Origin of the sequence: Blautia sp. 1033sp1_1033st1_G9_1033SCRN_220408, from assembly GCF_040929965.1 — a bacterium.
Taxonomy (GTDB): Bacteria; Bacillota; Clostridia; order Lachnospirales; family Lachnospiraceae; genus Blautia_A; species Blautia_A ammoniilytica.
In genome coordinates, this window is record NZ_JBFKZO010000006.1 from 91693 (window position 1) to 116961 (window position 25269).

General features: G+C 40.5%; 23 protein-coding genes. 2 read left to right on the forward strand and 21 right to left on the reverse strand.

The window, feature by feature from the left end; genetic code table 11:
* Positions 1–177 precede the first annotated feature (177 nt).
* The 4 genes from AB5916_RS06595 to AB5916_RS06610 form a co-directional block, all read right to left on the reverse strand.
* Positions 178–705, reverse strand: a complete 528-nt coding sequence (locus tag AB5916_RS06595; RefSeq protein ID WP_368189858.1) for a hypothetical protein — start codon at positions 703–705, stop codon at positions 178–180.
* Between the two features lie 76 nt (positions 706–781).
* Entirely contained in the window at positions 782–979 is a 198-nt protein-coding gene (locus tag AB5916_RS06600; protein WP_055150905.1) for a DNA-binding transcriptional regulator, read from the reverse strand.
* 37 nt (positions 980–1016) lie between these two features.
* Positions 1017–2831 (reverse strand): recombinase family protein, encoded by a 1815-nt coding sequence (locus AB5916_RS06605; protein WP_368189859.1) that lies wholly within the window; start codon positions 2829–2831, stop codon positions 1017–1019.
* A gap of 21 nt (positions 2832–2852) precedes the next feature.
* Positions 2853–3035 carry a hypothetical protein gene (locus tag AB5916_RS06610; RefSeq protein WP_118582805.1) on the reverse strand — a complete coding sequence of 61 codons (183 nt, stop codon included), beginning with the start codon at positions 3033–3035 and terminating at the stop codon, positions 2853–2855.
* Positions 3036–3509: 474 nt separating this feature from the next.
* Here AB5916_RS06610 and AB5916_RS06615 point away from each other — a divergent pair, with 474 nt between their 5' ends.
* Both AB5916_RS06615 and AB5916_RS06620 read left to right on the forward strand, forming a co-directional pair.
* On the forward strand, positions 3510–4352 hold the full coding sequence (locus AB5916_RS06615) for a tyrosine-type recombinase/integrase (protein ID WP_368189862.1): 843 nt from the start codon (positions 3510–3512) through the stop codon (positions 4350–4352).
* Positions 4349–5530: an IS91 family transposase gene (locus AB5916_RS06620; protein ID WP_368189863.1), complete on the forward strand. Its 1182-nt coding sequence runs from the start codon at positions 4349–4351 to the stop codon at positions 5528–5530. The genes AB5916_RS06615 and AB5916_RS06620 overlap by 4 nt, the downstream gene beginning before the upstream one ends.
* Positions 5531–6835: 1305 nt before the next feature.
* On the opposite strand, the gene AB5916_RS06625 is transcribed toward AB5916_RS06620, so the two are convergent.
* From AB5916_RS06625 to AB5916_RS06705, 17 genes are all read right to left on the reverse strand, one after another.
* On the reverse strand, positions 6836–7036 hold the full coding sequence (locus AB5916_RS06625) for a hypothetical protein (RefSeq protein ID WP_368189864.1): 201 nt from the start codon (positions 7034–7036) through the stop codon (positions 6836–6838).
* Positions 7037–7735 (reverse strand): hypothetical protein, encoded by a 699-nt coding sequence (locus AB5916_RS06630; protein ID WP_368189865.1) that lies wholly within the window; start codon positions 7733–7735, stop codon positions 7037–7039.
* Entirely contained in the window at positions 7735–8217 is a 483-nt protein-coding gene (locus tag AB5916_RS06635; protein ID WP_368189866.1) for a hypothetical protein, read from the reverse strand. The genes AB5916_RS06630 and AB5916_RS06635 overlap by 1 nt, the downstream gene beginning before the upstream one ends.
* Before the next feature lie 120 nt (positions 8218–8337).
* Complete coding sequence (locus tag AB5916_RS06640; protein WP_368189867.1) at positions 8338–8739, reverse strand: hypothetical protein; 402 nt, start codon at positions 8737–8739, stop codon at positions 8338–8340.
* Positions 8720–8995, reverse strand: a complete 276-nt coding sequence (locus tag AB5916_RS06645) for a hypothetical protein (protein WP_368189868.1) — start codon at positions 8993–8995, stop codon at positions 8720–8722. The genes AB5916_RS06640 and AB5916_RS06645 overlap by 20 nt, the downstream gene beginning before the upstream one ends.
* A 21-nt stretch (positions 8996–9016) precedes the next feature.
* Complete coding sequence (locus AB5916_RS06650; RefSeq protein ID WP_368189870.1) at positions 9017–10486, reverse strand: restriction endonuclease subunit S; 1470 nt, start codon at positions 10484–10486, stop codon at positions 9017–9019.
* Positions 10483–12003: an N-6 DNA methylase gene (locus AB5916_RS06655; RefSeq protein ID WP_368189871.1), complete on the reverse strand. Its 1521-nt coding sequence runs from the start codon at positions 12001–12003 to the stop codon at positions 10483–10485. Before AB5916_RS06655 ends, AB5916_RS06650 begins: the two co-directional genes overlap by 4 nt.
* 2 nt (positions 12004–12005) lie before the next feature.
* Complete coding sequence (gene hsdR / locus AB5916_RS06660; protein WP_368189872.1) at positions 12006–14351, reverse strand: EcoAI/FtnUII family type I restriction enzme subunit R; 2346 nt, start codon at positions 14349–14351, stop codon at positions 12006–12008.
* An 18-nt stretch (positions 14352–14369) separates the two neighbouring features.
* Complete coding sequence (locus AB5916_RS06665; protein ID WP_118488449.1) at positions 14370–14582, reverse strand: helix-turn-helix transcriptional regulator; 213 nt, start codon at positions 14580–14582, stop codon at positions 14370–14372.
* Between the two features lie 493 nt (positions 14583–15075).
* Positions 15076–15426 carry a TnpV protein gene (locus tag AB5916_RS06670; RefSeq protein ID WP_368189949.1) on the reverse strand — a complete coding sequence of 117 codons (351 nt, stop codon included), beginning with the start codon at positions 15424–15426 and terminating at the stop codon, positions 15076–15078.
* A 32-nt stretch (positions 15427–15458) separates the two neighbouring features.
* Positions 15459–15908 (reverse strand): helix-turn-helix domain-containing protein, encoded by a 450-nt coding sequence (locus AB5916_RS06675; protein WP_368189875.1) that lies wholly within the window; start codon positions 15906–15908, stop codon positions 15459–15461.
* A 270-nt stretch (positions 15909–16178) separates the two neighbouring features.
* Complete coding sequence (locus AB5916_RS06680) at positions 16179–17954, reverse strand: oleate hydratase (RefSeq protein WP_368189877.1); 1776 nt, start codon at positions 17952–17954, stop codon at positions 16179–16181.
* 166 nt (positions 17955–18120) lie between these two features.
* Positions 18121–18678 (reverse strand): TetR/AcrR family transcriptional regulator, encoded by a 558-nt coding sequence (locus tag AB5916_RS06685; protein WP_158422614.1) that lies wholly within the window; start codon positions 18676–18678, stop codon positions 18121–18123.
* A 121-nt stretch (positions 18679–18799) separates the two neighbouring features.
* Positions 18800–18958 carry a rubredoxin gene (locus tag AB5916_RS06690; RefSeq protein ID WP_158422615.1) on the reverse strand — a complete coding sequence of 53 codons (159 nt, stop codon included), beginning with the start codon at positions 18956–18958 and terminating at the stop codon, positions 18800–18802.
* 190 nt (positions 18959–19148) lie between these two features.
* On the reverse strand, positions 19149–19865 hold the full coding sequence (locus AB5916_RS06695) for a hypothetical protein (RefSeq protein ID WP_368189880.1): 717 nt from the start codon (positions 19863–19865) through the stop codon (positions 19149–19151).
* Positions 19862–22432 (reverse strand): hypothetical protein, encoded by a 2571-nt coding sequence (locus tag AB5916_RS06700; protein ID WP_368189881.1) that lies wholly within the window; start codon positions 22430–22432, stop codon positions 19862–19864. The genes AB5916_RS06695 and AB5916_RS06700 overlap by 4 nt, the downstream gene beginning before the upstream one ends.
* Positions 22425–24884 (reverse strand): UvrD-helicase domain-containing protein, encoded by a 2460-nt coding sequence (locus tag AB5916_RS06705; protein ID WP_368189882.1) that lies wholly within the window; start codon positions 24882–24884, stop codon positions 22425–22427. Before AB5916_RS06705 ends, AB5916_RS06700 begins: the two co-directional genes overlap by 8 nt.
* Positions 24885–25269 lie beyond the last annotated feature (385 nt).

A 25269-nucleotide genomic window follows, 5' to 3' on the forward strand; every position in this document is an offset into this window, starting at 1 on the left:
GATCAGTGTATCTGAACCTGTCTTTTCTATGGTCTTTTCTATGGTCTTTTCTATGGTCTTTCCGATGAATAGCTAGGCTGGCTTTTCATTGAGATTTCTCTTATGCTTTTTTCGTTGACATTTAATACTGTTCAATGTATCATATAATCAAGAAATGGGTTTTGTTACTGAGTAAGGTCATTTGACTGGAAAAGATTGCTCGTTTCTTTTTTTTATTTTCATGATATCGTATAAGTAATATTTCCCATCTTCATCGTGTCTGACCAACATCGCAACATTAAAGACGTTGTATCTCTTTATTTCTCCATCATCACCAAATACCGGAAGAGCAAATCTTGAATCATATGAATACCAACCATATTTAGCATATTTACTATGCTTCTCCTTACGATTATCTTCATAAACCTCGTTCGTTGCTATTTTAAGCAATTCCGGTAATCCCTGTGCGGCATTCGCTTTTGCTTTCGCATTTGCTCCTTTCAAAATCCGAGTATAATTTGAGTGCGTATACTCATCAGGAAGATCCGATCCAATATAAATCATCTTATTGCAATCTTCTATCTGATAGAATTCTCCTACATACTGGCGTAAATACTTTTCAACTTCATCCCAATTAACTGCTCTTTTTCCCTTGAACAGAATATCGTGAATAAATACTGTTTTCTTTCCGTTCAAATCTTCGATAACATTTACTTTTCTCTCCAAGTTAACCTCCTAAACATTTACGCATTATAACGCATTGCGTTATGCTTATTGTAAAAAAATATACAGAGGATACCTTTTAATTATCTTCACTTTTGATTCGACGCTCTATTTCCGCTCTGTATTTCAACAATCGCAGTAAATAATCCGGAAGTTCTCTTTTCTCTGCTTCCCAATCTTGAACAGTACGATACGGAATACCATAGTAATCACTAAATTCACGTCTGTTCATTCCCATTTTTTCTCTTAATTCTTTTACTTCTTTTCCTCTACTCATGATAAAACTCTCCCACCAAAATAACGCATTGCGTTATTTAGCAGTATCCGATATATGCTATGTTGTCAATGCAACACTGTTCTGAATCACACACAGGGACAGTATTTTGCTCTATGTAACCGGCTGTCTGGAAGAAGCCGGTGTAATCTTCTCCGGAACAGCCCTTGATAAAGATGTGGCAGTAACGCTCGTCATCCTTATCCACAATATAAATTCTTTCTACAATAGTTTGGATCAAAGTGACCAGAACCTCCGGCTGCGCATCCTTTGCATATTCTGCAAAGGAGAGCAGCCTTTCTTTTGTCATTTCCAAGTCACGGATGGCAATCATATTGATCTTTCTACCCTCATCCAGTTTTGAAATCTGCCGCTCCGCTTCCCTCAGTTCTTCAGCCAGATTTTGCAAATCCTCTTGAATAAATTGCTTGATACTGCCATCTGCTTCTCGCAGATTTCTTGTCTGCGCAGCAATATCTGCTTTCAGCTTGTCACGTTTCTTTTTAATGAGATTGTGTTCCTGTACCGTCTGTGACTGCTCCAAGACTTCCTCAATCTTGATTTCCAGAATACTTCTGAAACACTCACTGTTTTCATCTGACAGGTCGGATAACTGCTGTACCACAAATTCATCCAGAAGAACGCCGTCTACCGCTTTGAAATTACATTCCTTTTTGCGATAGCCGGGACAAACATATTTGAATCGAGGTTTTCCGTTCGTCCAACGGTCGGACTCGGAAATCACACTCAATCGCCTGCCGCAGTGAGGACAATGCACCAGTCCTGCCAACAATGCGTTGGTCTTTCTGTGAGAGCGATTGTATTTCTCTGCAATAGCATCCAGAAGTTCCTGCACTTCAATCCATTGTTCACTTGAAATAAAGCCTTCATGCCTTCCGACCGCAATAATCCACTCACTAACAGGCTTGCTTTCAATGGTCTGAACATATTTTGGAGAGATGAATGTGCTGTCGCTGCCCTCGTACTTTTCTTGGTCGGTTTTATTGTAAGCCGACAATCCGTGAGTTCCGTCAAACTCTGTCATATCTCCAAACACATTGCCGTCGTGTTCGATGAAATAATTATAGCTGCGTTTATCAGCAGTGCAATAAATGGGATTTCTCAAAACCAGTCTTGTGGTGGATGCGTTAAATGCAGCACCGGAAGGAGTGTGGAATCCTTCCTCATTCATCTGTTTTGCAGTGGTCTGGATACTGCGAGTGGTTCGAAAAATTTCATACAAACGCTGAACCATGCGTTTTTCTTCCGGCAGACTTTCTAAGTAGCTGTATGCTGATTTTCTCTTACCGCTTCCGGTTGTTACACGACGGACAGTAAATCCCATCGGTGTATTGCCGCCGAGCCATCGACCGTCCTTTGCAAGTTCCATCATATTGTCTACAATTCTTTCTGTCAGAGTATCTCTTTCAAATTCCGCAATGACAGCGAATATCTGAATGAAGATTTTATATAGTCCGCTGGCAGTATTGATACCATTGGAGCAAATCAGCAGGTCAACATGGTACATTTCCAAGAAATCCATCAGGCGGATTAGGTCGGCTGTCTTTCTGCCGACACGATCCAGCTTGTAACATACGATTGCTTTGATTTTTCCATCCTGCACATCATGCAGCATTCTCTGAAAATCCGGTCTATCTGAAAAATATCCGCTGAGTCCTTTGTCCTCGTATTGTAAAAATTCATACTCCTCATCCAACCCCAATTCCTTTTTGGCGTAATCCGCACATTGTTTGAACTGAACACCGATGCTGTCACCCTTGTTGGTGATACGAGATTTACGGGCGTATATCGCAACGCCACGGTTATCTTTTTCAACTTTTCTCTGTTTCTTCATGGGTAGTCACCTCCGCTCATATCATACCGCCATCCCAGTTATTCTATCAAGTTTGTGGCCGTTGCCACGAATCCATTCCAGAAACACATACAAGGTTTCTGCATCGAAATTTCTGATTTCCTGTGCGATAAATTCCACTCGTTTTTGCTGAAAGGCTTCCATAGTTTCTTTGAATTTTTGTCCTCTGTGAATTACTGCGATCAAATAGTTTCCTCCGTTTCTGTCTGTGGTTCTGACCTCGGACCAACTTGGTCCAACGTCAGATAATGAAAAAAGCTGCTACACAGATGCAACAATGACAGACACAAAAGATTCTGTATCTGACTTGATGCTTCCATGTAACAGCTCCGACAGTTCGGACTGACTAAAAATATGTTTGTATAAATATGGGACTTGCCCATCAATAAAATCTCGTTGAACAAAATCGCTGCGCGATGGCCTGCCAAGGCTATGGCGCAGTTTTTCTTTACACTTTAATAAAAAGCAGTGGAAACCAAGTCCTACAAGTAGTATTGTTAAGTCACCACAACCAACAATCAAACAGGATTGACATCCCCACTGCCTATGATAAGAATACCATTGAGCTGCCTTTCTGGCAAGCAGTTTTATTATGCTAATGCTCCTCCATGTAAGCAGTGTTTATACATTTACGATTTACTTTACATGGAGGATTTTATTATGTACGAAGAAATTTTTAATCAGATTAGATCTGCTGCGAATAAACGGAATCTCAAGGATTCCACGATTCATGCATACTGTACCAGTGTTGCTCATTTTTTGAACCACACAGCCAAGGATATAGATGCATTAACAACTGACGATGTTGATACATTCCTAACTGAAAAGAAACTTTCCGGGATTTCACCAGAAACATACAATCACTACCATTCAGGAATCCGCTTCTTTTACAAAAAAGTATTGAAGATGAATTGGGATGATGATGACATACCTCGTATGAAAAGGGACAAAAAGTTACCAGCGGTGCTTACAAAAGCAGAAATATCAGCTATTCTTGATGCTACACCAAATCTGAAGCATAAAGCTATGATCGCTACTATGTATTCAGGTGGACTTCGTGTTTCAGAAGTCACACACCTTCATTATGATGATATTTCACGCACGAACAAAACCATACACATCCGCGATGGAAAAAGCCGATCTGACCGTTATACTTTGCTTGCAGACCGGACGCTTGAAATATTGACAGAATACTGGTTTCAATGTGGCAGGCCAAGAGGGATTCTGTTCCCAAGTTCATGGACAGGGGATTATCTTACAAAAGATAGTGTCATTCAGTTTTTTCGTGAAAGCGCCGAAAGAGCAGGCATTCAGAAACACGTCTCCACACATTGTTTACGTCACAGCTTTGCAAGTCATCTGTTTGAATCCGGCTGTGATGTAAAATATATTCAAGCGCTTCTGGGACATCGTGATCCAAAATCAACAGAGGTTTATCTGCATGTAAGCAATAAAACTCTGCTTGGAATTAGGAGTCCATTTGATGAGATGGGCGGTGAATGATTATGGAGAAATCATGTACGATACAAGATGTATTTGAACGGTTTTATTCTTCTTATGAAAAGAGGAATAGCCCTCCTGCTCATCATAGAAAAACAGCTTATCATATCATGAACTGTAAAACAGGCGCTTTTGGTGTAAACATCAGTGTTTGTGAGGACTGCGGATGTATCAGCATTCATAATAACTCCTGCAGAAGCAGATGCTGTCCCATGTGCCAGGAGTTTCCGAAAGAGAAATGGATTGATGCACAAAAAGAGAACGTATTGGATGCACCCTATTATCATGTAGTATTCACAGTTCCTGAGGAATTGAATTCCATCATTTACAGCAACCAGAAGCTGTTGTATGATGCACTGTATCATGCTGCTTCAGCAACCTTGAATGAATTGGCAAAAGACGCAAAGTATCTAGGAGCTGATATAGGGTATATCTGTATTCTTCATACCTGGGGTTCTGCAATGAATTATCATCCGCATATTCATACCATAGTTCTTGGAGGTGGACTTGATGATGAAAACAAATGGAAAGATACAGGTGGAAAATTTTTTCTCCCATATGGTGTTATCTCAAAAGTGTTTCGTGGAAAATATATGGATGAGTTAAAAAGTCTGTGGAATGATTCTAAACTTAAATTTCATGGTACAGCAGAGAAATATCAGAACAGCTATCGTTTTAAAGAACTTCTTGATAAGTGTTATGAAAAGAACTGGGTCACTTACTGTAAAGAAACTTTCAATGGTGCACAGTCGGTTATCAATTATCTTGGAAAATATACCCACAGGATAGCAATCAGTAATCAGCGAATCAAATCCATGACAGATACGACAGTTACATATGCAGTAAAAGACTATAAAAACGAAGGCTGCTGGAAAGAGAAAACAATTTCAGGAGAAGAATTCATCCGTCGATTCATGATGCATGTTCCACCCAAACGATTTGTCAGAATCCGGCACTATGGTCTGCTATCATGTAGAAACAAGAGAAAAAAGATAACTCACTGCAGAAACCTGCTAGGATGTAAGAAATACATTTCTACATTAAAAAATCTAAATGCAGTAGAAATGATAAGGGTTTTATATCACATCGATGTATGCAAATGTTCTTCTTGCGGAGGGAATATGGTATCACCCCGCAAAGATAAATACAGTTCTTCTTTTCGTGCACATATGAGATGTTAAAATCTACAATTGCATAGAATAAATGACTTCCGCATAGGAGGTTTGTTTGTCATGCCTGAAATTGATTTCTTGAATAAAAAAACTTTTACCAAAACATCCGGTATGATAAACTTAAGGAAAAGAGCAACGATTGAATCCCCATAGCTATCGGCTAAAGGGACGCGACTTTGTTCACCAAGGAAAAATTGAAATTGATGTAAACGAAAGGGCAGTTTGATAAAACCGCAAGACTGCTTTTTCGTTTACACCAACTCCGATTGTTTCCTTAACAGTTTGAAGCGTATTCAATTTTCAACTGTGCCTATCATATCATAAGCTGTCAAAAAGCGCAATCATGTCAAGCTCCCGATTAAGAACGTATTCCCAATTCGGGGACAAGCAGCTAATAACAGAGTTTCGTTTTACCGAAAGTTGCAGCAAGGATATTTTTGATATTCTACTTGGAACTTGATGATACCTCTGGACGAATTGTCCAGAAGTTATTTTGTTATTTTTGAAATTCCAGTCTCCTCGTCAGGAATTTACAACGCAAAATCTTCACGCCTTGCTTTAGTGCAAGTTGCACCGCAGAACTTCATCCCAACTTGGGACGAAGTTAATTTTCAAAAAGTACCTGAGCAGTCTTGTGGCTAACCTGTCCACAAGCATAAAGCCCATACCTTCAACTTCGACACAAATTATGTCGAAGTGATTTTCGTTTTTCTGTTTCCTTTATTTTTAACTTTGTGCCAAGTTGGCACGAAGTTGTTCATCCCAAGTTGGGATGAAGTTGTATCCAATCATTGGCACTTTTGTTACTTGTGGGCGAATTGCCCACAAGACTTCCCGACAAATTGTTGGGAAGTGGATTGCCATACATCACATAAATAATCAGGGGAAACTTCTCCCATGTTTTCATTTTTTCGTTTATGGAAAATTGAACTTCTATGCAAATTGCGCAGAAGTCAGTAAGTAAAAGTATTCAGAATGAATGCGCAGCCGACACCACAGGTGGCGTTCAAAAGGGATTGGGGATGCTTCCCCAACAAGCAATTTACGAAGATTGACCCAGAGGGGAAATCAAGAAAATGAGTAAACCTGTACAGGTTTGCACTGCTTGCCAAGTTGTAACGCCTATAATATGTGGACAAAATTATTCCCAACTTGGGAATAAAAACTGATACACCTCCGCCCAAATTGGGCGGAAGTTCCTAATCCGACTTCTGCCCAATTAGAGCAGAAGTTAATCCGCACTTGTTCCCAACTTGGGCACAAGTTATATGCTGGAAGAAAACTGGCAAACCGGGCAAAGTTATAACACTTTGCTCATTTTTGCATTTTCTCCTTCGCCTCAATTGGCAAAATGACTTGCCATGGAAATCTCCCTGGGACCCTTTGAACATCAATTTCATTGATGGCTGCTTGTTCATTCTGAACGCTTAAAGAAAAAGAATTCTGGATTTTTTTATAAATCCAGAAGATGAAGGCGACCAACTTTTTACGGTTGATCGCCTTTGGCTTGGACATTTATTTGATTTCTGATGCTATGGTTGAGTCCTTGATTTTGTTTCCGTCTCCGATAGATACCCTCTTATCGTTATAAACCAAAACAAGGATTTTGTTATTGATTGCCTCGATTTCTCCTTCAGATTTTGCCGTGGTATCAATATCCAGTTCATCCAAACAGCCAAATTCCTTTTCTAAAATCATTAGCATATCAAGAAGCTTGTTTTCGATAACTGAGAAAATATTGCTAACGATATGTTCTCCGACAATTACCCTGGCTGATGTAATTATCATGTACGGGTCATTATTGAAGTGTGCAATAGTAGAAAAGCAGTCGGCAGGAATTGTCTTGGAGATTTCAAAACCAACGGCTTTGCTTTTTTCTGTTAACATCCTCAATGCTTCAACACCCTCATGGAACTCAACGCTCAAAAGAAGTTCCTTAATGTCATCTGGCATTTCCCCTAAAGGGATTGATACATTATTCCAAGTCATGTGATTTGCCATTGAGCCTTTGAAGTAAGACCCCATCAAACTTCCGTGGACTTTTCTGTAAGAAGGTAAGGTCGCATCCGTTGGGTATCCAGAAATTTCATAATCAAGCCATTTTGAAATTTCTGCATTATTCAAAGCCGAAACCAGCACCTTGGTTCTCTTTAGTGCTGTGATTGTATCAACCGAACTATTTGCAAGGTCTTTGATGATTTTGCTTTTTGCCATTAGAACACCCCCTCAATAAATGTGACTATTTTCTCCCAGAAAGAAAACATGAGTATAGCTCCAGCGATAACTGCACCGATGACTCCCGTTAATATCGGGTGCTTTTCCCAGAATGTTTTCTTAGGAGAAGCAGTTTCTTGAATCAGACTGGCAATGGTCGAATCACAAATTTTATTGCCGTCACCAATTTTTATACTTTGGTCGATAGTGACGCCGGTTCTTTTCTCTGACTCATATTCTTGTAAACGTTCATTATAGGTGCGAGCCGAGTTGTTGATTGTAACAAAATAGGGGACATTATCTGCCCATTGAACATTGATGAACCCCTCTTCACGAAGTTCACGAATTATACTCCTAAGTTCGGCATCTTCACTACTGGTTAATCCATCGAAGCGTTTTGCAAGCATATCAGCAGGATTGTCGGCTGCTATAATTTGATCAAGTAAATGTTTTGAGTTTTGAGGAAGTTTTTTAAAACTCATATCTTCTCACCTCATTTCAGCCGCTCACACAGCAGCAAAAGTTCTCACCACTTTGCGACAATATGCTTTTGACCAGCGAGAGTGGACAAAATTTTTCTTTTAATCTCATAAATATTAAATTTATTGCTTTGTGATGTGTTGCTTGAATACTTTTTCTACTGCAGCATCACGCGCACTTGTATCATTTTTTTTAGCAACTTTACAACATGCCAGAATGCCACCTAAAAAGCCTGAAACAATGCATATCCCCCAGGCCCCCACTGTCACCATTTCCGCCGTTGCAGAACCTATTGCGTGGAAATCCGATGTTAATAGGGATAAAAACAATGTGCTGGATATCGAAAAGAATACGCTGTAAAGATTATAAAAATGAAATTTGCTCATATCCTTTTGTGCTTCTTCGTATGTACGAGACAGTGAATTTCTTAGTTTCTCATCAGATATGCTAATTAGTGTCTCTTTAACTACAATACCTTCATCCTTGGTATCGATTATATTTGCATTACTTACCGGTGCCATCATTCTCCTCCGTGCTTAGTAGTCCAAGAGGGCCCATTGCAAAGAACTCAATGTGTCCACATTTTTCGCAAACCACCATTCCAGCAGGAATATTCGGCCCTAAGTTGATGTTTTTGGTATCTTCGGCTATTAAAAATGTAGCAAAATTTTGGGTTGTAGTGAATTTCTGCCCACCACAATAAGGACAAGAGGGAAATCCATGTCCATTCATCTTTTGCCCTAATGCAGCAATAAATTTGTTCGGGTTATACTTACTCATAGTTTATTTTCCTTTCAATAGCTATCTCAATCTCTCACACAGCGGCAGTAGTTCTTCAATCTTGGCAACAATGCGTTTTTGTTCTGCAAAGGGTGGGAGCGGAACTAAATATTCTCTGAATCTGGACAAGGAGATAAACGACTGCACACCACCAGATGCTTCTTTTTTTAGCTTGTACTGAGCATAGAAGAAGAACCAGTACATATACTGCATAGAAATATCAGTATCAGCGAACTTCTTAAACAAAGCCATGTTTTTGATACATAACTCTCTGTCCTTTTTCACTAAAACAGGATTGCCTATTGAACCAATCATGGCAAAAAGAATATCGTCATCATCCACCATAGACCTTGCATTTATTTTATCTGCATCCTCTTGGGTGATGTATTTCACATTGCCATAATCTATCATGCCGTTGCTCAAATTTTTACTTGTGACTAACGGGATTCCCTCTGGAACATACTTCGGACTATCGTGTGTACCATCACGGACATCGATGATGTCGGATAGCCTGCACCACTTCCAGCTTTCCGGAATATCAAACGGAATCTCATCCTCTACAATTTCCGGCAGGGGCTTTTCCTTTTTGATTTTCTTTTCCTGTATCAGCCGTTGCTTCTCCGCCTGAATCTGCTGATACAGTTCCTCGCCGGTGCCTTCTTCTGGTCTCTGCTCCACCAACTTGCCCTGAATGGCATACTGGAGAATGGACTTCTTCATGTCCTCCGGGAACTTGGCGTTAAACTGCTCCAGCTTCTCATAGGAAGCAGCATAGAGGTCAACCAGAGGGAGGAGTTCTTCAATCTTGGCAACGATGCGCTTTTGTTCGGCAAGAGGCGGAAGAACAACCATAGTGCTTGCTATGGCATCTAGTACCCAATTTTTATTTCCCACTCCTCTTGTATTCTCAATAGCCTGTGCTTGTACCAGAGGACTCATAAGCATATAATACAAAAATTCTACATCTATACATTCGCAATCGAATTTGAGCAATGCCACACTTACAAACAAACTAAATGGTTCGGTAGTATCTACGATTGCGGGAACACCTGTTGTACCTACCTTTGAAAGTATTAAGTCTCCTTTTTCTGGATTGCATCGTGCAAACAATTCTTTGTGTTCTTCTTCAGAAATAAATTTAGTGTTTTCCAACGACAGGAAACCGTTGCTCATATCTTTAACAGATACAAATTTAACTCCTGTAGAGGTATATTTAGGGGTCCTGTGAGTACCATCAGTAAGTTTATTCAATATACTTCCAAGAGTAACCCACATCCAATTCTCGGGAATATCAAAAGGTACTTCTCGGAAATTGATTGTTGAGCTGGTTCTCTTGTCTTTTTTAATGATTTTTTCTTTTATTAACACTTCTCTCTTTCGCTTGATTTCCTGAAAGAGTTCCTCTCCAGTGCCTTCCTCGGCTCGCTGCTCCACCAGCTTGCCTTGTATGGCATATTGCAAAATGCTCGCTTTTAACTGTTCCGGCGTCATTCTCTCACACCTCCCGGCAGCAGGGCTTCCAACTCTGCCAGCACTTTGTCGATTTCCGCATTGAGGGTAGTCCGTCTTTCCTGATATTCCCGGATGGTGTCCATCGGGTCAAGGATTTCTTCTTCCTCATGGGGATAGCCGCACAGATCGATGTTGCAGCCTTGTTCATTCAGCAGATACTCGGCTGTAAACTTCTGCGCTTTGAAGTTTTCGCCGTCCGGAATTTCCTTTCGGTCATTCCACCAAGCAATGCAGTCATCAAAGTGCTTCAAGTCCATGGGCTTCGTCTTGGAGAAGTGTTTTCTGTCAGACGGAATATCCACCCGATAGAACCATGTCTCTGTGGTCGGCTTGGTGTTGTCAAAAAACAGCAAATTGGTGGTGATTGAGGTATAAGGGCTGAATACAGAGCCGGGCAGCCGGACAACAGTGTGTAGGTTGAACTGGGAAATGAGCTTCTTCTTAATGTTCACCTTGGCGTTGTCCAGCCCGAACAGGAAGCCGTCTGGCACGACAACAGCAGCCCTGCCGTTCTTCTTCAAGCGATACATGATAACTGAAAGAAAGAGGTCTGCGGTTTCGGAGCTTGTCAAATCGTCAGGGAAGAAACCCTGAATGGACTTGTCCTCATGCCCGCCATAGGGCGGATTCATCAGGATCACATCAAACTTGTCATCGTCCGTGTAGTCCAGTAGATTGTGTTTCAATGAGTTCATATGGTAGATGTTCGGAATCTCAATATCATGCAGCAGCATATTGGTTACGCAGAGCAAATAGGGAAAGGGCTTTTTCTCAATTCCGTAAATACTGTCATCCAGCTGCTTCTGAGCGGTGGTGTCCGTTACCTGTTTGGAGAGCTGTCCTAGCCAAGAAGTGATGAATCCGCCGGTGCCACAGGCGAAGTCTGCCATCTTTTCGCCCAGCTGCGGCTTTATCATCAATGCCATAAACTCGGTGACTGCTCTCGGCGTATAGAATTCACCGGAAGAACCGGCCGATTGCAGCTCCCGTAAAATCTCCTCATAGACAAAGCCGAAAGCGTGGCTTTCCTTCACATCGTCAAACTCGATCTCGTCAATGACATCAATGACCTGACGAAGATAAACGCCGTCCTTCATATAGTTGTTGGCGTCCTCAAAGGTGGACTTGACAATGGCTTTCTTAATTGGAGTATCGGGTGTCACCTTGATACCCTCATAGAGAACCGCATCACCATCTTTCACATCATTGCCTTTCAGCACCGGGAACAGAATGTTGTTGACGAAGTTCAGCAACTTGTCCCCAGTCATAGCATGACCGTTGCTATCGGCTTTCGCCCAATTTCTCCATCTCAATTCTTCAGGAATGATGGATTCGTAGGCGTCCTCGTTCAGCTCCCAATCATCTTCTTTTGCATCATAGACTTTCAGAAAGAGCATCCATACCATCTGTTCAATTCTCTGGGCGTCACCATTGATACCTGCGTCCATACGCATTATATCTCTAATTCTTTTTATAAAACCTGACTGCATCGCCATATTTATCCTACCTCTACTTCTTCATAGATACTTGCTTCAAGCTCTCTAACAGCGGCTTCATATTGAGCCTTGCCGCCAAACAGCTTGACAATTTTTGCAGGCTTACCGTAATTGGCAAAATCCGCAAGGGAGAGAACCTTAATATCCTCAACCTCTGTGATACCTTGGTTCATGTACTTGTCCAACAATATATCAAGGACAGCCTGTGCATCGGCAGAATACTTGCTGAAAAAGTCTTTCTTCTTGACATTATTAGCTCGTTCTTTTCGGGTCAGCGGCTTCTTGCCGTATGCCACATAGCAGATGAAGTCAAAATCGTCCACATCTTCCATGCCTTGGTCTGCTTTTAGTGCTTTCAAGTCGATACCCATTGCCATAAAGGATTCTTCAATGGTTTTCTTCTTGTCCGATGCTTTCCATTTACGGATAAAGTCGGATAAAGAAGCATATTCGCCCTTGATATTGGTTCTTGTATAGTCAATTATATCTTCCTGTCTGAGCAACTTACCGTTGGCATCATAGACAGAAACTGTCTTGTTGATAATCTTTACTCGGCATCCATCCTTATCAACGATAGGAGGCTCTACGGGATCAACAGGAGGTTCTTTACCTCCATCACCGCCATGTCCGCCGCCTTTTGGCTTAGAGCCGCCATGTTGGAAGCCCTCGTCCTGCTCAACAGGGCCGTCCCAATCAGGGTCAGAAAATAGCCTTGTCACATTCCGAAAGTCCATAACGATGAAATGCGTTTTGCCGTCCTTTTCTCTGATACGGGTTCCTCGTCCAATAATCTGCTTAAAGGTAGTCATGCTCTCAACCGTCTTGTCGAGAACAATCAGCTTCGTCATCTTGCAGTCAGCTCCGGTAGAAAGGAGTTCCGAAGTTGTTGCAATGACTGGATAAGGCTCAGATACAGAGATGAAATAATCAAGTTTGGACTTGCCATAAACATCCGAGCCTGTAATTCTCACGCAATAGTCTGGGCTCTCCTTAACCATGTCAGAATTGTGGTTGATAAGGGCAATCCTCATGCGCTCTGCATGGTCTTCGGACGCACAGAAAACAATAGTTTTTTGCATCCTGTCGGTACTTTTCAGGTACTCCGTGATTTCCCTTGCAACCTCATTAATACGGTCTTGGAGAATAATATTGTAGTCGTAGTCCCTGTTATTGTAAATGCGGTCTTCAATCACATTACCGTAAATATCAGTCTGTCCGTGGTACGGTCTCCATCCGTCTCCGATGTTGGTCGTGATATTGATGACCTTGAACGGAGCAAGGAAGCCGTCCTCGATACCTTGCTTCAAACTGTAAATGTAAACCGGTTCTCCAAAGTAATCTATATTCGACACTTTTTCACTTTCCTTTGGAGTAGCGGTCATACCAATCTGAGTGGCAGAAGAAAAGTATTCCAAAACCTTGCGCCAGTTGCTGTCTTCCTTGGCACTTCCACGGTGACACTCGTCTACCACGATAAGGTCAAAGTATTCTGACGGAATCTGCCTGAAATGCTCCTCGTCATTCTGTCCCACCATCTGATGATAGAGGGCAAAATTCACTTCATGGGATGCAATTTCTCTCAAACATTCTTTGTCAGAAAAATCAACCTTGTAAGTTGTCTTTTCAAGCGGTGCGAAGTCCTGTGCAATACTTTGGTCTACAAGAATATTTCTGTCCGCTAAATACAAAATTCTCTTTTTAAGGTCAGAACAGAGCAGACGATATACAATCTGAAAAGCAGTATATGTTTTGCCTGTTCCGGTAGCCATGACAAGCAGCAATCTCTGCTGTCCTCTGGCGATTGCTTCAACGGTTCTATTTACAGCATTTCGCTGATAGTATCGTGGAGGATATGTATTTTGTGAGGAATAATAGGGCTGTAAAACAATTTTCTTTTCCAAATCAGAAATGCCCTTACCGCCGTTCAGTTCAGCATAATACCTCGCCACAAGCTCATCCTGTGTCGGAAATTTATCTAAAGCAATTTGCTGTTCCTGTCCGGTCAAAAAGTTATGCTCATAGAAAGCGTCTCCGTTTGAGGAATAGGCAAATGGTAGATCCATCATCTGAGCATAGGTCATAGCTTGCTGCAAACCATGAGATACAGAGTGGTTATTGTCCTTTGCTTCAACAACGGCAATAGGCTTTCCGTCGTTGAGGTAAAGCATATAATCAACAAACTTAGGCTTGCTACGAGCCACGATGTTTCCACGGATATTGATGCGACCATCCGTGATTTTAGTCTCCATCGTGATATGACCTTTCCAGCCTTTCATAATAGCAGGAGTAATATAATTCAATTTGATGTCTTCTTCTGTCATTTGTTTCTTTGATAAAACAGTACTCATCAGTATATCCTCCTTGCCTTAAGCTGTCTGTTCTGGAATGATATCCAGAATATCATCTATGGAGCAATTTAACACTCCGCATATTTTAACCAAAACCTCTACTCGTACATCTTCATTCTTTCCCAGTTTTGCCATGGCATTTGTACTAATTTTTGCAGCCTTAATAAGTTCCGTCTTGCTCATACCACGATCAATAAGAATTTTCCATAATTTATTATAACAAACAGCCATGTTTCAACCCCCTGCAAACACAACTTCTCATAATTTTGTGCTATAAGAACATTATACCTCTTTTTTCTCTAAATTCAATTTCAAATTGCAATTCTCAATCAATAAATATTCTGATCCGTTCTCATCCGCACCCTTGCCATATATACCATATATGTCGAAACACCTACAGAAAGGAAAGGAAAGAATAAGTATTACTATAATCAGTATAATTATTATCAGTATTATTACCGTGTCATTTTCACACTTCCAGAGATGTCAAAACGACACTTCTTGAAGTGTCATAATCACACTTGCAGAAGTGTCAACCCACAAATAACAGACAGAAAAGGATCAGTATCACTATTATCAGTATTCTTGCATTGTACTTTTGACAGTTCTTGAATTGTCAAAAGCACAATGCAAGAACTGTCAGAAATGCAATTCAAGAATTGTCCCATCAAAAAAATAGAGCTGACCTGTTACAGTCAGCCCTAAGTAAAAATTCTATATTCTGTTAGCAAAAAATCAGTTCTGTATTAACGATTTCCTCTGCCTGTGCTTTTAGGCTACTCATGTGCTGCACCCAAGCAAGCTGTTGGGTTGACTTATCCGGAGCTGGATTTTTCTCCAGAAGTTCATTCATCATCTGTTCCACTCTACGGTGAGCAGTTTCGTCAATTTCCCATAAGTGCGGAAACAAGGTCTCCGTCAGAATCATGTCATCCAAGAGTATTGGATTGTTTTCCGCAAGAAATGCTCTGCGCATCCTGCCATATTTTCCAAGCGGTTTATCGCTTGTGTGGCTCAACTGAATATCTGGGATAAGATAATCACCGCAACGGGTATAAGTCAAATTCTGTGCCATAGTCACTCCTCCAATCGTTTTTTCTTTCACCTTCATTGTAATGGATGCTCCCCTAAAAGTGAAGTTTGTAGACTGGTCGTTTCAAGCGCAGCATATATCTTCTGATAAACCTTTCGTGACGGTCTGCGATTGCCTTCTTCGATTTTATAGTAGTAGCTTGGTACAATCCCTATCCGTTCTGCAAAAGCCTTCTGTGACAGCCCCAGAGCCGTTCTAACGCTCTTTAGCGCTTCGGTATAGGGTGCGGCAAGGAAACGGGAAAAATCATCATAAAGCAAGGACGTTTCGATTTTCAAAATATCTGCCAGTTTGACAGCTACATCATAAGGGATAGGATGCTTTCCGTTTTCATACATCATAACAGTCGCTGGTACAATATCCAGCTTTTCTGCTATATACCTTGTTGTCATCTGTTTTCGCTGACGGTAGTATTTGAGATTGTCGCACGGTAAGTTAGTCTTTGGCTTTTCTTCAAAAGACATCGTTAAATGGAGTAACAGCTTGCCCTGATAAAATTCACACAGCGATGTGTGATTAAAAATACCATTGCCAATCCACTATATTATCACCTCACATCATATTATTCGCCCATATGTTTTTATAAAATAAAAAAGACAGGCTCAAACTCCTTGATTTTCAAGGAATTTTCACCTGTCTTTCTTCATAAGCACATCCAATAGCAAGTTTCCTCACACTGCTTATTGTTTTCCCCAATTGATGTGGAAATCTTACTTGAATTTTGCTTGATTCGGTTAAATAATGCCATATTCTTTCAAAAGTTTTTCAACATCTGTGTTTTCGATAAACCCTAAGGCCTTTTTAATCGCTATTTTTTCTTTCAATCCCAGCTTCATCTGCGTCAAAGCTTCTCCATCACGAAGCTTTACGGTAGCATTTAACAGATCTCTCACATCGTAGGTACTGCCCCAGACTTCCGGCACACCACGATCCACATCTAAAAGTGTATACACTGCTTCCATGCCGGTTCTCATAGAATATTCTGTGGTAAAAATAGTATCTCTGGCTGTTTCTGCAAACTGACCGATAAAGGCAAAATTCACTGCCCCGTCAGGAACCACCTTCGGACGATCTGTATCATTTCTGGGCATGAAGAATGCGTCAATATAAGGCATCATAACCGGAACTGTATTGGCACTGTTCTCTGCAAGTTCTTCAATCTGATTCTCCGGCACACCGATATGATACAGCCATTCCATACAAATTTCTTTTCCTGTACAGTCTCGCATCGGTTTTTTAATATAATCACCAGGTCTGTCATTAAAGAGTGCATATACCCATACAAGGCAATGATCTTTCGGCTGAGTTCTAAACTGCGGCTGACGATTGATGGTCCAGCTCAGGAGCCAGCTGGAATCTTTAACTGTTACAATGCCTCCGGTTACTACTTTTCCGGTGAAAGGATCTCTTTTACAGATATTCTTAATGTACGGAATAATACGCTGATCAAGCGTTTCCACAGTAGCACTCATCCAGTTACACAGTTCACTGTCATAGCAGAATTTATCCGGGTTTCCAAAGTCCGGACTCTGGGCTGCAATACGCCTCCACATATCCCATCCACCGCCTGGCTTGATTTCCGGGTCATATGGTGCCGGCGTATTTTGGGATCCCATTGCAGAATTCTCCACACATCCGCCGTTGGTGATAAAAACAAGATCATCTTCTGTCAGATCAACATAGCGAGTTTCACCTTCTGTTACAATTTCAATCCGTGTAGCCTGTTTTCTATCGGATTCAACCTGAAATTCAACATTCACCACTCTGGTATTATAATGGAATGCCACGCCAGCTTTTTCCAGATATTTCACCATCGGAAGAATCATACTCTCATACTGATTGTATTTTGTAAAACGAAGCGCTGTAAAATCCGGAAGTCCTCCGATATGATGAATATAACGCTTGATATAACGTTTCATTTCCAGGGCACTGTGCCAGTTTTCAAAAGCAAACATCGTTCTCCAATAGAGCCAGAAGTTTGAATCAAATACTTCATCATCGAAGAATTCATCAATACGCTTATCATATAAATCTTCATCCGGGGTAAAGAACAGCTTCATAATCTCCATTTGGGCTTTGTCAGAAACTGCAAATTTCTTGTCTGTATGTGCATCTTCTCCACAGTTTACAGTGGCACGGCAAAGTGAATAATTAGGATCCTCCTTGTTCAGCCAGTAATACTCATCCAAAACACTGACTCCCTCTGTTTCGATCGATGGGATGGACCGGAAAAGATCCCACATAACTTCAAAATGGTTGTCCATTTCTCGTCCGCCACGCATCACATATCCCACGCCTGGATATTCAAATCCATCACACGCTCCCCCTGGAATAGGATCCTTTTCAAAAATATGAATATGCTCCCCTTTCATCTGTCCATCACGAACAAGATAGCATGCGGCTGAAAGTGCTGCAAGGCCTGTGCCAATAATATAAGCAGACTTGTGATCCACACCTTCCGGTTTTTTCGGACGAGCAAATGCCTCGTAATTACCACTTGAATAATACATAATCATACCTCCTAAAGCTTTGACGACTCTATGTTTGTTAGTTATGCCCTGATTATATGTTAGTGGTCATTCTCCTGCAATCAACAAAACAACCGTGCCATCGAATTCTTTAACAGTAAAGCTGCATTGTCGTTTTTTTCAACAAAAACAGCAACTTGTTGGAATCTCAATCTATGCGGCACTTCTCCAACATACGTACCACATCCCCTTCAATAAGTGCACTGATTCGTGCAACCAGTTGTTCCGGTGATGTCTTCATATCATTCCGTATCCAGTCCAGAATTATTCCTACAAAAGCAAATTTATAAAAATCTGCAATGAATTTCTTATCTTCTTCCCGAACACTCATGCCTTCTGCGCATTCTTCAACTACATCCTTGATCAGTCGATAAACAACCCTATATAAATATTGTGTGATTTGCTCCTGGCTTACATAATGATATACATTTAATATAAACGGCTTATTTTCTTCAATTGCATAAAAAATATTCAAGAAGCCCTGTTCCCATGTATCATACGTTGTGTTTCCATCCGCTGCTCTTTTTGAATCTTCTTCACAGGACCATTCCACCAGATCATAAATATCTTTGAAATGATAATAGAAGGTTGCACGATTAACGCCACAATCTTCGGTAATATCATTGATCGTGATCTTATTAACCGGTTTTTTCATAAGCATCCTCTTAAGTGATTCTTCTAACGCTCTTTTTGTAAACTCTGCCACGTATCATTCCTACCTTTCTATAATAAGACACAGGCAGCGTATATACTGTCTGTTCCTTGCTAAAAATACCCCGCTGGTCTTCCAACGGGGTATCATTGATTACTTCTTCGTGATTCAAGAGTTATTCTTCTGCTGAAAATTGATCTTTTCCAACAGAACATAATGGACATTCAAAATCGTCTGGAACATCTTCCCACTTGGTTCCCGGTGCAATACCGCCTTCCGGATAACCTTTCTCCTCATCATATTCCCATCCACAAACATCACAAATGTATTTCATTGTCAGTTCCTCCCTTATAATATTTATGATCACGTTACTTTTCAGGAATGATTCTTATTTATTATTATATACAATTTGAAATAAAAGTCAATGCAAAAATAGGAATCATTTCTGTTTTTATCGTATTCCATATCTTTTTGCAAGGATCTTTTGCGGTGTAATCCACACACTAAGACGAAAATGCATTTTTTCAAAGTTTGAACTTAGGATCCACATATCCATCCTGACTCATCAGGCTTTCAAGTGCCTTTGCTTTTGCTTTGATTTCGATTGATGCAAATTTATAGATCTCATCTACTTTATCGTTTACTGCAATAAGAAGCTGTTTTAAGGCATCAAGAATCTCTTTCTCGGTCTCATTCACAATGTCTTCTCCGATGCCTGCGTCCAGGTACTCCAGATATGCAGATGTCAGCTGTAATGTTTCCGGAATATAATAATCATAAAACTGATCCAGATCTGTCTGATACACTCCTTCAAACTTTGTAACTGCATCCTGCAGAACTGGCAGTCTTAAAATCAGTTCCTCATATAATCCATTTATTTCCTCCGGCAGCTCACAGTGCAGTAAAAGCCTGGCGGCTTCTGCATACCCCTGTAATGTCCGCTGTCCCATCTTCTGTTCAAAAGCTGCAGTATCAAGCGCTGGTCTGGATGGTGCCACTGTTTGTTCTTTTACTGCCACATGATCCTGTCTATCTTTCATAACAAAGTCACCGCCACTGATTACAGACTCTACAGATCTGTCAAAATCAATGTCATCAAATGACACTTCCATATCCTCAGAATCGTCTGGTACAGAGAAATCTGTTGCTCCTTCGGAATCGTCATGAACATTGGTAATTTTAGGCTGTGCGGCTACGATCCATGCCTCTTTTACATTGATCCAAAATTGTTTTTCTATCATCCCTGTTCACCCTTATAATCTATACCATATAATGCACTCATACAATAAACAGAATGCGGGCAAAATTCACAGTTTCTTGATCCAGTCTGCTGCCCACGGTCATAAAAAATCCCCCTGCGTCCCTCCTGACTCATCAGCATAGCCGCATTTTTCCTGGCCTGTTCATAAATTCTTTCATCCAGGAATATAAGATTCAAACGGTAGTTTGTATAATTTTTATCCTTATATGCAGTGTAAGCATCATCCGGTTCCATAACCGGCCACCTTGCAGCATCATCCCTCATCTGACGTTTTTCTGCTTTCCTGATGTTTGGAAATATTTCAAAAACCTGCCCGGCAATCTGGTCGATGGTATACTTTCCCTTCAGCAGCTTACTGAATATCTGAATCAGCCGGACAATCGCCCTGTTCTGCTGATATTCACTTCTGTAAGCGGAGCTGTCTCCAAGCACGTATTCATATACAAAACGCATCGGACATAACGAGTAAACCAATTTCGCATCATGCTCATACATTTTTTCATTATCTCGAATATCAAAGGAACAATCCAGATGCTTATGCGGATAAATACCGGCTACATATGGCAGCTCCTGTAAACGGGCATCTGTTCCCCGGATTTGTGTATCACTCAATTTATCAAGTAATATAATGTATGGCGACGGCGAGTATAGCTTTTCGCCCTGTTTTTGTATCCATGAAATTTCCACATCTTTATTTTTAAGTGCAGTGTATAAGTAATATCGATTTGACAATGGGGTCAACCTGTTATTTTTAATCCAATTGTTAAGATAAGTATTCTTGTTACACTCAGCAATTGTTAAAAGTACGTCCTCATCCAGCGGCCAACCATACTTTCCGGCTGCACCGGGCAGTCTGGAAATGTCTGCCAGGCATATATGCACTTTCTCTTTTGCAGCAATCGGTGCCGCTTCAACCTGAAAAATATTAAACACAAGCGTCTGAAGTCCTGCATGGCTCTGTTCTTCATCATCTGTCCTGCCGCCCATGAAAGACAGCAGTGCTGCTGCCAGATCACCCGGGTAGCACAGAAAATCCCTGACCTTCTCACTTTCCAATGCTTCAAATATTTGTTTTACCTTTTCACGTTCTTCCAGGTATAGTTCCTTAGGCATACCTTTGTGCATATAAAGCATACCATCCAGTTTATTCATATGTTCATGTATAGAAACCGGCTCATTTCCTCCAAATAAAGCCTTAGCCATCCTTATCAGCTGATCAATAATATCCATCACTTCTGCAATGTGGCTTTCATTTATGGAAAATGCACTAAAATAGCGAAGTGGATTGCCTAAATCCTCTTGTTTCCTTTTGTCCTCCGGATCATCTGCCTGAACTGTAAAAACATCCACTGCGTTATGACAGGCATCTGTAAAAGTATCCAGACGAGCCTTCCATTCGTCCACTGTATAACACCCTTCAAAATATGGCAGCAGCCTCTCTAAATCTTCTGTAAAATTCACGCTGCTTTTACCATTAGAAGAAAGCCATCCTGAAGCAAAACACTTTCGCAGTCCATTCTGGCTTAATACAATGCCTTGAAGGTCTTCATCCCACATACGATGCAGTGCATATACAAACTGGCCAATTGGATATGACAACAGATTTCTTGTTTCATACTGTTCAGGATAATAATCCTTCAGCATATTATTCGCAGCCCTATCATCTGCACAATAAATATAATACCCTGCTTCTTTGATACGCGGAATGTCTTCTATAAATTCAACTGTATTATTATATTTAATAATGCTTATATTGGACGCACTGGTCTTTTCACCTGTTTCAAAAATCTCACCCAACGGATTTATCTTTATATCCGCATCCTGTCTGATCCACATTTTCTTTTCAGGAAATCCGTTCTTATGATCATACAAATACTCCCAGATCTGATTGGCATACGGATATTGTCCTTCATCCTGAATCAATGCGTAGATATCATATCCTGCATGCCCAAAGCAGTCAAACACATACTGCTGTATAGGCATGAGAAACTGAAAGCCATGCCATACGATCTGTTTTCTTCCATGAAACTTAAATATTTTATTTACAGCATCTGAAAAGACGTCTGCATCCTGCAATTCTACTAATCTGTTCCTGAAGTTATGGATCGAATCATCTGCATTCTCAAGCTTCTTCCACATCTCTACAAACAGACGGACATCCCTGGATAGATCCTGGATATCTTCCGGACGAACCCTTGCTTCCTCTAAACGAATCACGTTATTTATTGCAAAATAAAGATTCTTTTTGCATCCAAATAACCAGTCTCTCTCAGATTTGTCTTTTGCAGAACGGATCTTATCCCTGAGAAAATGGTTCAGCACCGTAATATAAGCAAATCTTTGTCCACTGGTATTCCAGCCTGGAAATAGTCTTTGTAAAAAGCCGGAGAATCCCATTATGTTGCGTTGAAAAATACGCATATCAAAAGCCATGCTCCTGTCCATTTCCAAAGACATCGTCAGTTGAGGCAGTGCTGCAATCTGGGAAAAGAAGGATGCTTTTTTCAATTCTGTTATTTTCACATATGTATAGACCCTGTTACTCATCGATCAATCCTACCTTTCTGATCAGTGAAGACCAGCTTTCATAAGAGTCCCAGTCATTGACCAAAAGAATTAATTTATTTACAGCCCTGGTCATAGCTACATAAAGCATTCTCGTTTCTTCTGCCATACCTTTTCGTACTGCATCTTTACGCAGCTCATCGTACCAAACACTATTCATATGCTCCGAAAAGTTTCTTTTGTAATACCATGCAGCTTTTTCTTCATTCATTAAAATGGTAGTTTGTTCATGGGGAATTAAGCTTCCATTCATAGCCGGCATTATAACCGTATCATATTCCAGTCCCTTTGACTTATGGACTGTCATAATATAAACACTGGTATAATCATCAGCCATTTCTATATCCGGTTCTATTTCTTCCCGGTTAGTAGAGATCATTAAGGTCAAATATGTATAAAGGTCATATAATGTAGCAAATTCCCCATCCATTCTCTGCTGTATCATCTCCATAAGCTTATCAAGATTCATCTGATAGCTTTTGGCATCAATAAGAGCCTGTCTGTTTTTCCTGGCCTCCGTCCAATCCCCGCCATGCATACGGACTTTATCAAGTGCGATATAATTTTCGATCACACGCTCATTTTCCACAATCTCCCTGATCACAGAAAGTACCGGTCTGATGCGAAATTCCTTTTGATACTTATGCCAGTTTGTATGAACAGTGTAATTCTGAAGATATTCATTCAACGCCTTCTGATTCCCTTTAAGCTGCTCCATCTCTGTAACGGAAATCATGCTATCATAATCAGCATATGGCGTCATCAGATAATTATATGTATATACAGGCTGATCCACGAAAATATGGGAGCTGATCATTGCATAAAAATCCCGGACTGCTTGCGACAGAAAAAACGGTTTGTCCGAATTTAATACAACACTCTTTCCGTTTGCCCGACAAAGATTGGCAATCTCTGCTGCTTTTCTGTTACCTCTCACAATAACTGCCACTTTTGTCTGTTCAGAAATCTTCTTTTTGCCTGACCTGACATCCAGTTCAAGATCCTGAAGTGCCTGATTAATAACATTCATGGTTTGCGAAGGTATTTCACTTTTTTTATAGACCATCTCCATATGCACTTCTCCGACATCCTTCTTAAAAGGCCGTACAGATTCTTCATATCGCAGCAAGCCTTCCTGTGACCATGCAAAGAAATACTTCTCCATGATCTTCATTATGTTAGAGCATGTTCTATAGTTATTTCTCAGGCTGTAATAACGAAGCGTTCCCTTCATCTCCCACTCAAGAATGTCAAACGCCTGATCCGTAGCGCCTTTAAATGCATAAATACTCTGTTTAACATCCCCAACCACAAATAATCTTGTACCAATTGTCCTCGCAAGATTTGCAAAGGTGCGTATCTGGGTTGCATCTGTATCCTGAAACTCATCAACAAAAAGATATCTCATATCCAAGCCATTACAATCCAGCCGCTTATCTAATAAATAATGGCCAAAATCAAAAAACAAGTCATTAATGGAAATAGCATTGGCATCCAGTTTTAACTGTCTGTATTTTTCCTCGAATTGCTTTAATACAACACATAAGATCTTCTGGAAATTTGCGACTACCTGATTTTGATCCGCATTACCCCAATCCTTTTCCAGGATCTGATCGATCGTATATCCTTTTCTGGTCAGTTCCCGCCAATAACTGTCTATCAGACGACTCGCCTCCGAATATGTCATGCCAATCTGTGCATCAATTGATTTTTGTTCGTTAAGGCAATCAGAAAGAAGATCCTTGATCAAATCTTTTCGTTCTTTTTCCATGGGTTGAATCTGTAAATCACGGCCAAATCCTACCCCTGTACCAAATCGCCTGAAAAGATCATAAGCAAGGCTGTCAATGGTGCTGATATGCATCTGTGACTGCTGTTCCAGCCATGACAAATACTTTTTATTCTTTGTCAGGGAATACTTGCTTAATAGCTTCTCCTGTAGCTTATCATTCATCTGATTGGTTGCTTCGTTGGTAAAGGTGATCATATATATCTCAGACATATTCAGATCAGGAACCATATGCATTAAATACAGGATCCTGTCGATCATAACTGTAGTTTTTCCTGTTCCTGCAGAAGCCTTTACCACAATGTTAGATGCTTTATCACAATGTTCAACCCGGTACTGTGCTGTATTAAATGAATATATGTTATTCTCAAACCATTCAAACAAAGCTCTGTAGTCAGTATCCAAGCCAATACCATCAACCACTTTAGATGATGGTATTGATGCCCAGCCTTCAAAACTGCTAATATCATAGGTCTGCAAAAATAATCCTTTTACAAATCCAGGAAACTCTTTTCGCAAAGCTTCACAATCATGGGTTTCGCCAAACCAGAATACCTTTATTCCATTCAGTAAATATGTCCTGATTTTATCATGATACAGGAGTAGTTCTTCTTTGAAATATAAGATTGAATATCGCGGTTCCATATCAGCTCCTATCTGCTTCGTAAATGCTGTTCGTCTGTTATCTTCTGATACTATTCATAAGAAATTACTTTTAAAAAACATTTCAAAAATATAGGGGAATCTTTAGCAAGATCCCCCAGAGTTCCACTTGATTGTAGGTAATAGCACCTCGCTATGATTATCGATTATATCATCAATCAGCCTGAAAGTCATCAGAGTTCCATAAACCACTTCTGCAACTTCCCCTCAAACTCACCGTACTTGAAAGATGTATAAATCACACCGTTGTCTTTCAGTGCATCACACATATTCCGTATCACAGGAAGAATATCCACAGGACATTGGTCTTGACTTTCTTACCTGTGCATCGTATTATTTAATACAGTTCAAATAAATACCATATAAG

Coding starts and splice junctions, on each gene's coding strand:
- AB5916_RS06620 (WP_368189863.1), top strand. CDS start 4,349: ATGATTATGGAGAAATCATGTACGATACAAGATGTATTTGAACGGTTT.
- AB5916_RS06655 (WP_368189871.1), bottom strand. CDS start 12,003: ATGGCGATGCAGTCAGGTTTTATAAAAAGAATTAGAGATATAATGCGT.
- AB5916_RS06640 (WP_368189867.1), bottom strand. CDS start 8,739: ATGATGGCACCGGTAAGTAATGCAAATATAATCGATACCAAGGATGAA.
- AB5916_RS06675 (WP_368189875.1), bottom strand. CDS start 15,908: ATGTCTTTTGAAGAAAAGCCAAAGACTAACTTACCGTGCGACAATCTC.
- AB5916_RS06635 (WP_368189866.1), bottom strand. CDS start 8,217: ATGAGTTTTAAAAAACTTCCTCAAAACTCAAAACATTTACTTGATCAA.
- AB5916_RS06670 (WP_368189949.1), bottom strand. CDS start 15,426: ATGGCACAGAATTTGACTTATACCCGTTGCGGTGATTATCTTATCCCA.
- AB5916_RS06650 (WP_368189870.1), bottom strand. CDS start 10,486: ATGACGCCGGAACAGTTAAAAGCGAGCATTTTGCAATATGCCATACAA.
- AB5916_RS06630 (WP_368189865.1), bottom strand. CDS start 7,735: ATGGCAAAAAGCAAAATCATCAAAGACCTTGCAAATAGTTCGGTTGAT.
- AB5916_RS06705 (WP_368189882.1), bottom strand. CDS start 24,884: ATGGAACCGCGATATTCAATCTTATATTTCAAAGAAGAACTACTCCTG.
- AB5916_RS06605 (WP_368189859.1), bottom strand. CDS start 2,831: ATGAAGAAACAGAGAAAAGTTGAAAAAGATAACCGTGGCGTTGCGATA.
- AB5916_RS06625 (WP_368189864.1), bottom strand. CDS start 7,036: ATGTCCAAGCCAAAGGCGATCAACCGTAAAAAGTTGGTCGCCTTCATC.
- AB5916_RS06690 (WP_158422615.1), bottom strand. CDS start 18,958: ATGAAATACATTTGTGATGTTTGTGGATGGGAATATGATGAGGAGAAA.
- AB5916_RS06615 (WP_368189862.1), top strand. CDS start 3,510: ATGTACGAAGAAATTTTTAATCAGATTAGATCTGCTGCGAATAAACGG.
- hsdR (WP_368189872.1), bottom strand. CDS start 14,351: ATGAGTACTGTTTTATCAAAGAAACAAATGACAGAAGAAGACATCAAA.
- AB5916_RS06680 (WP_368189877.1), bottom strand. CDS start 17,954: ATGTATTATTCAAGTGGTAATTACGAGGCATTTGCTCGTCCGAAAAAA.
- AB5916_RS06600 (WP_055150905.1), bottom strand. CDS start 979: ATGAGTAGAGGAAAAGAAGTAAAAGAATTAAGAGAAAAAATGGGAATG.
- AB5916_RS06645 (WP_368189868.1), bottom strand. CDS start 8,995: ATGAGTAAGTATAACCCGAACAAATTTATTGCTGCATTAGGGCAAAAG.
- AB5916_RS06695 (WP_368189880.1), bottom strand. CDS start 19,865: ATGATAGAAAAACAATTTTGGATCAATGTAAAAGAGGCATGGATCGTA.
- AB5916_RS06700 (WP_368189881.1), bottom strand. CDS start 22,432: ATGAGTAACAGGGTCTATACATATGTGAAAATAACAGAATTGAAAAAA.
- AB5916_RS06665 (WP_118488449.1), bottom strand. CDS start 14,582: ATGGCTGTTTGTTATAATAAATTATGGAAAATTCTTATTGATCGTGGT.